8 protein-coding genes are annotated in these 12,456 nt (G+C 42.8%); 7 read left to right on the top strand and 1 reads right to left on the bottom strand.

The annotated features are described in order from the left end of the window. Nucleotides 1–13: 13 nt before the first annotated feature. From DWY79_RS13435 to DWY79_RS13425, 3 genes are read left to right on the top strand one after another with little or no spacing between them, the layout of a single operon-like run. Complete coding sequence (locus tag DWY79_RS13435) at nucleotides 14–1,843, top strand: RagB/SusD family nutrient uptake outer membrane protein (protein ID WP_005863546.1); 1,830 nt, start codon at nucleotides 14–16, stop codon at nucleotides 1,841–1,843. Between the two features lie 13 nt (nucleotides 1,844–1,856). Beyond that, the gene (locus DWY79_RS13430; protein WP_005863544.1) at nucleotides 1,857–2,699 is read left to right on the top strand and encodes an endonuclease/exonuclease/phosphatase family protein; all 843 of its coding nucleotides are present in this window, start codon (nucleotides 1,857–1,859) and stop codon (nucleotides 2,697–2,699) included. Between the two features lie 37 nt (nucleotides 2,700–2,736). Beyond that, complete coding sequence (locus DWY79_RS13425) at nucleotides 2,737–3,654, top strand: endonuclease/exonuclease/phosphatase family protein (RefSeq protein ID WP_005863542.1); 918 nt, start codon at nucleotides 2,737–2,739, stop codon at nucleotides 3,652–3,654. Between the two features lie 74 nt (nucleotides 3,655–3,728). Here the strand turns inward: DWY79_RS13425 and DWY79_RS13420 are convergent, their stop codons facing one another. Beyond that, complete coding sequence (locus DWY79_RS13420) at nucleotides 3,729–5,111, bottom strand: restriction endonuclease (protein ID WP_122369495.1); 1,383 nt, start codon at nucleotides 5,109–5,111, stop codon at nucleotides 3,729–3,731. 437 nt (nucleotides 5,112–5,548) lie between these two features. Here DWY79_RS13420 and DWY79_RS13415 point away from each other — a divergent pair, with 437 nt between their 5' ends. The 4 genes from DWY79_RS13415 (at nucleotide 5,549) to DWY79_RS13400 (ending at nucleotide 12,416) form a co-directional block, all read left to right on the top strand. Further along, nucleotides 5,549–6,091: an RNA polymerase sigma factor gene (locus tag DWY79_RS13415; protein WP_005863538.1), complete on the top strand. Its 543-nt coding sequence runs from the start codon at nucleotides 5,549–5,551 to the stop codon at nucleotides 6,089–6,091. Between the two features lie 75 nt (nucleotides 6,092–6,166). Continuing rightward, nucleotides 6,167–7,150: a FecR family protein gene (locus tag DWY79_RS13410; protein ID WP_036651652.1), complete on the top strand. Its 984-nt coding sequence runs from the start codon at nucleotides 6,167–6,169 to the stop codon at nucleotides 7,148–7,150. A 142-nt stretch (nucleotides 7,151–7,292) separates the two neighbouring features. Further along, the gene (locus DWY79_RS13405; RefSeq protein ID WP_122369494.1) at nucleotides 7,293–10,733 is read left to right on the top strand and encodes a TonB-dependent receptor; all 3,441 of its coding nucleotides are present in this window, start codon (nucleotides 7,293–7,295) and stop codon (nucleotides 10,731–10,733) included. Between the two features lie 18 nt (nucleotides 10,734–10,751). Next, complete coding sequence (locus DWY79_RS13400) at nucleotides 10,752–12,416, top strand: RagB/SusD family nutrient uptake outer membrane protein (protein WP_009275411.1); 1,665 nt, start codon at nucleotides 10,752–10,754, stop codon at nucleotides 12,414–12,416. The last annotated feature ends 40 nt before the right edge of the window (nucleotides 12,417–12,456 follow it).

The following is a 12,456-nucleotide window of genomic DNA, read 5'->3' as shown; positions in this document are numbered from 1 at the left end:
GAGATTATACGAAATGAAAAAGAATATATTATTAAGCGGTCTGGTGGCACTTTTGGCTATATTTTCGGGGTGCGAGATGAATGAGGAACCAAAGTCGGAGGCTTCTGTGGATATGGTGTTTAGCTCCGAGAATGGTTTGAAGACGTATACGTACTCATTTTACAATGTCTTGCCTTCCCGAGGAAGCGCTTTCCGGCGTGATGCTACGGCAGATTATGGGGTGAAAAATTCCTTGGGTGGTATGGAGGTTGGCGCTTATACTACGAATAGCGCGACGAGTTGGTCATGGTCCGCTCTTCGTAATATAAATTTCTTTTTGGAGAATAACGTGAATGAGTCACTAAGCACGACTATCCGTGACAATTATAATGGTATCGCACGCTTGTTCCGTGCTCGCTTCTATTTTGATAAATTGGTACAATATGGCGAGGTACCTTGGATTGATAAGGTATTTAACGAGGCTGAAGACCCGGATCTTTATAACCCGCGTGATACACGTGATGTGATTATCGGGCATATCTTGGAGGATTTGGATTATGCGTATACGAATATATTGGAAGAGGATGTCACGCATAATTCAACGATCGTAAATAAATGGACAGCTGCCGCTTTCAAATCTCGTGTTTGCTTGTTTGAGGCTGCTTGGCGTAAATACCATGCCGCTGACCAATTGGATATCGCTCGTACGGGATGTACGGAATATTCGGCCAAAGATTTATATAAACTAGCGGCTGAGGCGGCTAAGGAAGTTATGGATAACGGACCGTACAAACTTTATACTTCAGGTGCTTATAGCGATGGCCGTGGAGCGTATCGCGAACTTTTCATTGCCGATAAGGCCGTTACCACGGAGGTAATGATGGCTATCGAGACTGACAAGGTGTTAGGACTGGGTGAGCAGAATTGGTGGTATAATTCCTCTACTTACGGACCACACTTATGCATGAGCCGTAAATTTATGCTGTCATACTTGAATGCGGATGGTACGCCTTATGTCGAGAAAAAAGCGGATGGAAGCTATAAGAATTTCGTGGAGGAGACAACAGGACGTGATACCCGCTTGAACCAGACGATCCGGGGAGCGGATTATACCCGTAAGAATGCTTCTGGTGTTTATGAGCCGACGGCAGCTAATTTCACGGGACATACATTGACGGGATATCAGTTTACGAAGTTTGCCATGGATGACGTGGCTTACGATGATGCGGCTACGAATGATAATGACATTCCTATCATGCGCTATGCTGAGGTTTTGTTGAACTATGCTGAGGCTAAGGCTGAATTAGGCGAACTGACTGATGCGGATTGGGCGGCTACGATAGGTGCGCTTCGTTCTCGTGCGGGAATTACGGGAGGCACACCACAGACAGGTACATTGACAACCCGTCCGTCATCTGCGGAACCTTATATCGCTTCTTATTACCCGACGATCTCTGATCCTTCCTTGTTGGAGATCCGTCGCGAACGTGGTATTGAACTTTGTCTGGAAGGCTTGCGCCTAAATGATTTGAAACGTTGGAATTGTTGCGATCTTTGGGTGAACGATCCTTGGGAAGGTATCTTTATCCCGTCACTTAACCAACCGCTGGATGTGAATGGCGATGGTAATTATGACGCCTATTTCTATGATACGGACAAAATCGCTGATGAGAAATATGCTGCGATTGGTGTCTATGTAGGTACAAATAAGAGTAATGTGCTAAACGTGAAGCCGGTTCAAGGTGGTTATTTGATGGAGTATAATTATGCTGGACGGAGCTGGCCGACTCGTCAGTACTTGTATCCGATACCGGAGGTTGTAATCCAGTTCAATACGAATCTAAGCCAGAATCCGGGTTGGTAATCAAGGGGGTATCATGAGAAACTTAATTATAGTGTTTATCTCTTTATTTACTTTCTGCATAGGGATATCCGGACAACAGAAGTGTAAACTGAACGTGGGTAGTTTTAATCTGCGGTATGATAATGAGGGGGATAAGGATGATTCATGGGCACACCGCAAAGACATGGCGGTATCTTTGGTTCATTTCCATGACTTTGATGTCTTTGGAATCCAGGAAGGACTGATTCACCAAGTGAAGGATTTGGTGAAAGATGGTACGTATACGTTTGTTGGTGTAGGTCGGGATGACGGAAAAGAGGCAGGGGAACATGCCGCGGTCTTATTTAAGAAAGATCGGTTTAAATTATTGGACTCGGGAAATTACTGGTTGTCGGAGACACAGGATAAGCCTTCTTTTGGCTGGGATGCGCAATGCCGGAGGGTTTGTTCTTGGGCGAAGTTGAAGGATAAGGTTTCGGGAAAGGAATTTTATTTCTTTAGTGTGCATTTCGATCATATCGGTAAAGTGGCCCGTCATGAGTCTGCTTTGATTATGTTGGCTAATATTAAAAAGATAGCGGGGGATTCCCCTGCTATCTGTGTAGGTGATTTCAATGGTACGCCGGATTCTGAGCCTATACAAATATTGAAATCCGATGGTTTACTGTTGGATTCACGGGAAATCTCAAAAACACCACCCTATGGAACGGTAGGAACGACAAATCAATTTAATTTGAATGCTCCGATGAAGAATCGAATTGACTACATTTTCGTTACCAAGAATATTCACGTGAATAAATATGGTACGTTGAATGAGTTCCAATACGGTCATTACCCTTCAGACCATTTCCCGATTATGATTGAGGCTGAATTTTGAGTTTAAGGATTAGGATGTTAAAAATAATTATAAAGGTATGAAGAAGCTAATTTATTCTTTCTTATTTCTCCTTTGCTCCGTGTTTGCGTTGCAGGCGGAGTCTATGGTAGTTGCCACTTATAATTTGCGTAACGCGAATGCGGGTGACTCGACGAATGGTAATGGCTGGGGGCAACGGTATCCGTATATCGCCCAGTTGATTCAGTTTCACGGTTTTGATATTTTCGGAACTCAAGAAGGCAAGTACCAGCAATTGCAAGACCTTAAAAATGCGATGCCCGGTTATGATTATATCGGGGTAGGGCGTGATGATGGTAAACAAGCCGGGGAACACTCTGCCATATTTTATCGTAAGGAGAAGTTTGAGGTACTGGATCATGGGGACTTTTGGTTGTCTACGATAACCGATCGCCCCAATAAGGGATGGGATGCCGTTCTTCCCCGTATTTGCACATGGGGTAAATTTCGGGATAAACAAACCGGCTTTACTTTCTTGTTCTTTAACTTACATATGGATCATATTGGCGTACAGGCCCGTGCGGAAAGCGCGAAACTTATCCTTAAGAAGTTGAAAGAATTTCCGGAGAAGCTACCGGCGATTCTGACAGGTGATTTTAATGTGGATCAACATAATGAATCCTACTTATTACTGGACAATTCCGGTATTATGCGGGATTCTTATCAGATAGCGGATTTCCGGTATGTACCCAACGGCACGTTTAATGCCTTCCATGCGGATCGCAAAACAGACAGTCGTATCGATCATTTATTCCTTACGAAAGAGTTTGATGTGAAAAAGTACGGAGTCTTGACGGATACGTATCGTTCGGAAGCAAAAGAAAGCGCTCAAAAGGAACAGGATGCGAACTTCCCTAAAGAAGTTTCCATGCAGAAGTATGTCGCTCGTACGCCATCTGATCATTTTCCTGTAATGGTTGTGGTAGAAGTAGAATAGAAAAACTTTAAGAAAAATAGAGGCGATCGCTAGAGGTCGCCTCCTATTCTGTAGAAATATTATAGAGGTTCTATTTACTCATTCTTTTTATAATAATTACCCATAAAAGAATTAATTGTATCAGAATAACAATTACCTGTTTCTTTGGATGTATGGGGTCTTGTTGGATCGATTCCTCCCTTAAACTGATCGAAATAAGTATATCTTATTTTCGTATAATCCGTAAATGCTTGTTCGGGAGAGGTATTAAAATGTCCATGCATAAAAAATTCCCAAGTATCGTCTACACCCGCATAATTCTTTTTGGCAAACCCTTCTATCGTTATATAATCCGAATTGTCTTGGGAGATAATGGTAGCGTAATGATGAGCGGTACTATCTTTCACTGTAAAATTCAACATGCTAGATTTACTTTGACTTTCGTATCGGCCAAACAGAGAGGCAACCATATCGCACCCTCTGGGCATTTTAACCTCTTCAGAGTGGGTTTGTTCGTAAAGAAATGCCTCTCTGGTACATAGACCTAAGGTATCAATTGAGATACGACTCTTTATTTGTCGTAATTTCGATATAAGGGAATCTATATTATTTACAATCGGACCATACATCTCGTGGACATCATCCCTTTCACTATTATTATCAAAGACGGTAGGTATATAGGAAGAGGGCGACAAGGCTACTTCCAGATCAGACTTCAATGTGGTTAAATTTTCGATCAAGGTATCATAACTTCCAGTTACAGGCTTTTTACCTCTTTCTGGGTAGAGCCAAGAGGAAAGTTTAATGTGAATTTCTTTATACATTTCATAGACAGAAGTAAATTGACTCTGTTCGACCGGCCATTTAAATTGCAACTGAACAAAGAACTTCCTTAAATTCTCACTGCTTTTTCTTATCTCGTTCACCTCTTGATAGAGCGAATTAAATTCTTCATTATATCCACCTGTAACATCATTAAGATTTGAAAAACTTGAAATTAACTTTTTACTCGAAAAATCATGTTCCTTTTTCCATTTCGGTTCTACCCGGATATACTCTTTTGTACGGTATGTTGAATTGGGTCTTGTAAATTGTCTTTTTTCCTTTGGCACAAACTCAATCATAGCACCTTCCTTTTGCATAATAGTATTAAAATCTAATACATACAATTCGTGATTTGGATATTCCAAGCCGCAAATAGCTTGGCCAGAATTGGAAATATTATAAATTTTCCCACCTTCCGTGAAGGTAGCATATCGTTGAATGGGTACAAAATTATTGACTGATGGTATTTTTAGCTCGTCTTTTATTTTAGTTCCTGGACTGTTATTATTTATTTGACATTGAATAGCCTTCCTCTCAAGCAACTTATCATGAGAAGACTGTAATATTTCACACAAAGATGCTTGCTTGGAATTACCAACATGACCAACAAGGGTATGCGGTGTTCTCTGTTTTCTTTCAGCATATGTTTTCATGACAACTTAGATTTTAAACTATTCGTAGATAAAATCGGAGATTACGTTCTGTTTTTTCCAAAAATAATAATTTTGCAGGAAAATAAATATTAAAATAACCAATCGAATAATAATTTTTCTACATTTGCGTTACAGGAGATTTGAGGAAAGACACGATTGATCCCTTGTAAAATATATTTCTGAGATCTATTACAACTGAGTCTCGGCAAGACTATGGCTAACAAAAAGAAGAACGAAGATATAAAGCGAACAGAATCAGTTTGTAATCGAGGTTTAAAAAGATGCTTAGTTGATAGATCTGAGATTTCATAAAAAGGAGGAATAGATTATAAATATATATGGTTGAGTGATTTACGGTTTATCAACAAAACCATAGTCTTGCCGAAACTCATTTACCTGTAAAGACGATTGCGAATATTCATGATAATAAAGATTGTATGCAGGAAATTCATGCCGATAAGGTTTTAATGATAGCGATCGGAAATAATGATTATATCAGTTATAATAAACTGTTTGATCGTTATTACGGGCGTCTTTGTCAGTATGTGTATAGTCTATTGATGGATAGAAATGATGCGGAGGATGTTGTTCAAGAGCTTTTCTTGAATTTATGGAAAAATAGGGGGAGAATAGAGATAAAGGAAAATGTATCAGGATATTTATATCGGATGGCTAAACATCTGGCCTTGAACTTTATCCGATCAAAGGTGCAGACGGGAAGTTTATCAGAGAATCAAGACTTATTACTTCTATCCTATGAGGATAATCAACTGGAAACAGAAGAGTTTAGGATCGCTCTTTATGATTGTATAGACCATTTGCCGGATCGGAGCAGAGAAGTGTTACTTCTTCACAGGGTAAAAGGATTGAAGCAGAAAGAAATATCGGAGAAACTATCTATATCCGTGAAAACAATTAAAAATCTAATATGGATGTCTTTACAGAAGTTGAAGGAATGTCTGGAGATGAAGGAGGTATAGAATAATGAGAAAATTTTCAAGGTTCGTATAGGACCTTTTTTTATTTGTGGTGTCATTTAAATAAAGACTAGACTCATGGAGAAGAAAAAGCAAATAGGAGAACACATCGTTGACCATTTATCGGAGAGGATGAATGAAGAGATCGTGGATCCGGTTCTGGATGAATGGTTGGCTGAGGATGAGTCTAATCAAGAAGATTTTAAACGGTATAAAGAGATCTGGAAAGAAACAGGCTCTTATCTGGAGCAAGAAACTTTTAATGCTCAATACGCATGGGATAAGATCGATCGTATCAATAAAGAGAGAGATAATAAGCGGAAACGCTTGGTGAATATCGGATATATCATTTCAGGAGTGGCGGCTACTTTATTGCTTGTCCTCGGGTTTTCGAAAATGGGAGTATTTGATAAACAGCCGGAAATGCTGGTTCGAATGACCGCTGATTACGGAAGCCGATCGGAGGTGGTCTTGCCGGATGGTTCCGTTGTTAAGCTGAATTCTGGATCTGATATTACGTATTCTTATAACGCAAAGGAGAATATCAGGGAAGTGAATTTCCAAGGAGAGGGCTTCTTCGATGTCTCGAAGAACAAGATACCGTTCGTGATCAAGATGAACAATGGATTACGCTTAAAGGTACATGGAACTTCTTTTAATTTGCAAGCGTACACGGATGAAAAAACAGTTGAAGCCTCGTTGGTGGAAGGCTGTATCGAGTTGGATCATGGGAATGATAAATTGCTAATGAACGCCGGTGACATGGCGATTTTCGATAAGCAAACCAACAAGATGAGACCGACATCGGGCGTGTTATCTCATTCGTACAGTTGGCTGGAAGATAAACTCTATATGGATCATATGCCGCTAGCTTCCGTCTGTAAATATCTGGAGAGGAGGTACGATGTGACTATCCATCTTCAAAAGGATTTGGGGAATAGTATACATTACGATGGAGTCATACAGGAGGAAACCATAACGGATATATTGGGCGTACTATCCCGATTGAGTGATATAAGTTATAACGTGAAAGGAAAAAATATAAGTATAACCTCTAAATAAAGTCTGCCTATGAAGTAAAGAACAGGAATCGCATGAATACACATGAAAAACGGGAAATGCTGGAACATTCCCCGTCATCTTTTTGATCATTAAAATTAGTGCTCGTAACACTAGTGTTAACAAACAATCGAATTACAAATATATGAATTTTTGGAATATAGCAAGGCCGGAAGAGTCTCCGGTCCTTAAAAAAACTTTGTCTATTATGAGATTGACGACATTATTCTCTATCGCATGTTCACTTCAGATCTCGGCCTCTGTCTATTCGCAAGAGACAAAGTTGTCTTTGGACGTTAATAACCAGACAATAAAGGAGGTTCTTTTCAAGATAGAGAAACAGTCTGGCTTCCGTTTTATCTACGAGAGCGAGAAGGTTAACCTGAATAAGAAAGTATCTGTACATGTGAAAGAGCAGACGGTGGAAACCATTTTAAAGCGTCTTTTCGCAGGGGAAGGCGTAAAGTATGAGATTACGGAGAATAATTTCATCTTGATTAATCCCTCTACAAAAAACGAGAAAGCCGCCCCTTCCTCACAAGCCGTTTTGCAAAAGAAGAATTTAGTGCAAGGTGTAGTGACCGACGAGAATGGAGAACCTATTATCGGTGCGAACGTAGTTGAGAAAGGTACTACCAACGGAACGGTTACGGACCTTGATGGAAAATTTACGATGGAGGTATCGGAAAACGGTGTCCTTCAAATCTCTTACATCGGATATGCCATGACGGAATTGCGTCCCGGCAAGGAAGCGAATTTGAACGTGAAGTTACGGGAAGATGCTTTGCAAATGGATGAGGTTGTAGTTGTCGGTTATGGTACGGTAAAAAGAGCGAACTTGGGTGGTGCCGTATCTACGGCCGACGCGAAAGCGTTTGAATCTCGTCCGATTCAGAATGCGGCTCAGGCTTTGCAGGGAGAGGTACCCGGTTTGACGATTACACGTGCCGGAGGCGCTCCGGGTTCGGACATGACCATGAAGGTTCGTGATGTCTCTTCTATCAACGGTGGTACTCCCCTTGTTTTGATTGATGGAGCGGAGGGAAACATTAATATGATCAATCCTTCCGATATCGAGAATATTTCCGTATTGAAAGATGGTACGGCCGCTATTTACGGTGCTCGTGCCTCGGATGGTGTTATTCTGGTGACAACGAAAAGTGGTAAGCGCAATCAGAAGACATCTGTTGCTTTTGATGCATATTACTCTATTAAGACTCCTGCGTTGTTAAGGAAACCGGCGAATCTATTACAACATGCGGAGATGGCCTTGGAGATCACCGATGGATCATTCACTCCAGAATACACGAGAGATCAATTGGACCTGATCCGGCAGAATAGTGATCTGGTGTTGACTGATGCGGAATGGGGGCGTTGGACCGGCTATCCGCAATTCTTCAAGGATCAAGACTGGAATGATATGCTTATTGGCAATGGTAATATGCAGAATTACAATGTCAATATCTCCGGCGGTGGAGAGAGATACTCGTATATGTTGTCTTTAGGCCATCAGCGGGAGGAAGGTATCCCTAAATTTGGTGAGGATGTGAACAAGCGTTACTTCGTACGTGCTAAATCGAGCGTCGAGATCTTCAAGAACTTGACTTACGATCTTAATTTAGCTTATGAGGCAAGCAACAGGGACTATTCCTCGGGTTTGACGGAAGGACAGAATATATGGGAACTGATTTATAAGACTCGCTCTTGGACTCCGATGTACAATCCGTCGGGAACTTTCTATACATTCGAGGGTTTCGATAATCCGGCCCAAGTATTGGAAGACGGGGGTATGGTGAATAAGACTACAGGTAATATAACGGTCAACAACCAATTACGCTGGAAAGTGATCGACGGATTACAATTGGTGGGGCAAGCCGTGATCCGTAAGTATGATCAGGATGAGAACGTGACGAACAAGAAAATCATCAATTACGATTGGGATAATAACGAGGTCCGGGAGAAACGTACGCCGAATAGCGCGGAGCGTCGTTACCAGAAAACTTTATCCAAGAACTTCACGCTCTATGCTGATTATAAAAAGAACTTCAATGACCGGCATGATTTAAGCGTGATGGTCGGTACTTCCCATGAGTCTGAGAACTATGATAGGTTCACGGCGAAGCGTATTAACTTCGACCAACAAGAAAATATGTCTTTGCAATTGGGTAGCGCCCAAGATCAAAACGCTTGGAGCGAGGGAAATCAGTGGACGATTAATTCCTTCTTCTCCAGAGTGAATTATACGTTTGCCAATAAATATGTCATCGAAGGAACGATCCGTGCGGATGGTAGTTCCCGTTTTGATCCGGATCACCGTTGGGGATGGTTCCCGGGTGTAAACGCGGCTTGGCGTGTCGGGGAAGAGGGCTTCATGAAAAGATTGGGTTGGTTCGAGGACTTGAAGGTAAGGGCTTCTTACGGAGAGATGGGTAATCAGTCCGGTATCGGATTGTATGATTATATTCAATTGATCTCTTTATCGAACGATTATTATCCTTTCGGGGCTGGCATGAAAGGACAGATGGCTACGTCTGGAAATATTATTTCTACCTCTCGTACATGGGAGACGATCCAGACAACCAATGTGGGATTTGATTTCTCGACGCTCAATAACCGTTTATATGGATCGTTCGACTACTTCTGGAAAGAGAATAAAAACATGCTTATCCCGAAGACATATCCTTCCATGTTAGGTGCGGACGCTCCGAGCACGAACAGCGGACATTTAAGTATTCATGGATGGGAAATCTCTCTAGGCTGGAGGGATCAGATCAAGGATTTCAGCTACTCGGTTCGCTTTAATATCAGTGACGCGAAAAACAAAGTCGTGGATCGGGTTGGAAGTAACCTGATCAAATTAGGTAATAACGAGACTCCGACCGGATATCCGTTGAATTCCTATTTCGGATATGAATTTGATGGAATCATCCAGAATGAGCAAGAATTGGAGGCGTATAAATCTCGTTTCTCGGAAGGGGGTATCCCGGGTGACTTGAGCGTAGGTGACGCTATGTACAAGGACTTGGATGGAGACGGGAAGCTATCCGTATTAGGTGATGGTAAAGAAGGCTCCGGTGACGTGAAATACTTGGGTGACAAGAACCCGCGTTATAATTTCGGCTTTAACTTGAGTATGGCTTGGAAGGGATTCGATTTGAGCGCTTTCATACAAGGAGTAGGCCGTAGGACGATGTTCTTGGAAGGGGAGAGCCGGTGCCCGATGCCAGAGGCATGGTATCAATCCGCCGAGTATTGGTATGGAAAAACTTGGACCCCGGAAAGAACGGATGCCCAGTATCCGGCGATCACGTTGAAGGATAAACGAAACTACAATTATTATGTATCTACGAACACGAAGTTTAACGTTGCGTATGCTCGTTTGAAAAACTTGCAGTTCGGTTATACGATCCCGCAGACTTTGACCTCGAAGGCCGGTTTGCAGAAGGTGCGGGTGTATTTTTCCGGCGAGGATTTATTTGAGGTACATAACACGCCAAATGGTTGGGACCCGGAGGAGAACAGCGGTAGCATTACTTCCTATCCGTTTACCCGTAATTATTCATTTGGTATAAATGTCGTATTTTAAAAATTAAAGCGAAAAGTCATGAAAAACTATCGGATAATATTGGGAAGCTTTATTGTTTCCGCTTTGTTCTTGTCAAGTTGCCAAGATATAGACCTGTTGCCAAAAGATAATATGCCGGACGAGCTATTCTGGAAAACCCCGGATGATTTCGAGAAAGAGGTCAATTGGCTCTACACACGTACCGAGACGTTCGGCACGAAGGATACGGATAGCGATATCGCCTATGAGTTGAACGAGAATACGACGAGTAACGGTACGTTGATCGCCCCGAATACGGATGCCCTATGGGACTCTACTTTCATAGACCTGCGTCAGAGCAATATGATTATCGAGAAGAGCCAGACGTACGAGGGCGATCCCTCGGAGATCGAGCGGTATGTGGCTGAGGCCCGTTTCTTCCGTGCTTACTCGCATTTTCGGTTGATGGCGAAATACAACGATATTCCTATCTTGACGAAGGTGCTTACCGTAGATTCCCCGGAGTTGTATGGTTCTAGGAATAAGCAACAGGAGGTGGAAGACTTCATCTTGTCGGAACTCAACGAGGTGTATGCTAAACTACCCTTGCAAAGTGAGTTAAGCTCGGATGAGGCGGGACGTGTAACCCAAGGCGCTGCCTTGGCGTTGAAAGCGAGGGTTGCCTTGTTTGCCGGGACGTGGGCGAAGTATCACCAGCACCGTTCGGACTATCAGCAGTTGTTGCAACAAGCGATCGATGCCGCTACAAAAGTGATCGATAGTGGTGAGTATGCTTTATATGAAGGCTCTGGTGAGGAGAGCTACCGCTACTTGTTTATCAATGCGGGCGATAATTCAAAAGAAGGTATCTTCGACAGTCGGTACGAGACGGATATCCGCCACCATAGCGACGCGTGCCCTGTATATTGGGGATGGCGAGGGACGCCTACCCGTAAGCTGGCAGATATGTATTTGTGTAAGAGTACGGGATTGCCAATTGAGAACGCTAATTCCGGATTTGAGGGATATGCCACGATCAAGAGCGAATACGAGAATCGTGATCCTCGTATGAAACAGACCTTCTTGATGCCCGGAACCGACTATATCAGTCCGCAAGACGGCGCCTTGACTTGCCCGCCGCAATTTACCATACGTCCCGAGACACGTACGGGTTATAAGTTGTGGAAATATATGGCGGAGACTTCCGTTCCTTCTGACAAGGATGTATATGATTATCACATCATCCGTTATCCGGAGGTATTGCTGATATTGGCTGAGGCCACTTACGAGAAAGACGGGGCGATCAGCGATGACATCTTGAACAAGACGATCAATGTGATCCGTTCCCGGAAAGGCGTGGAGATGCCTCCTCTGACCAACGCTTTCGTGAAGGGTAATGGGTTGGATATGCGGACGGAGATCCGTCGGGAACGTACGATCGAGTTAGCGTTCGAAGGCTTCCGCAGGGATGATTTGAGACGTTGGAAGACGGCTGAGACGGAATTGATAGGTGCCATAAAAGGTATTAAGCTGAAAGGTTCGGAATACGAGAACTTGGATGTCTTGAACGAGGGAAATCCCGGTTTGACAGACGAAAATGGTTTCTTGATTGTGGAACCGGCGGAGAATCGTAACTTTGTGACCCCGAAGCATTACTATTATTCCCTTCCGTTGGATGAGTTGTATCTGAACCCGAACTTGGCTCCGAACAATCCGGGGTGGTAGGGTAATGCCTTATATTCCGGTAAAAATGGCCTTGCACTGG

Source organism: Parabacteroides sp. AF27-14 (assembly GCF_003635425.1).
GTDB classification, from domain to species: domain Bacteria; phylum Bacteroidota; class Bacteroidia; order Bacteroidales; family Tannerellaceae; genus Parabacteroides; species Parabacteroides distasonis.
This window is presented reverse-complemented; position numbering and strand designations above follow the sequence as displayed.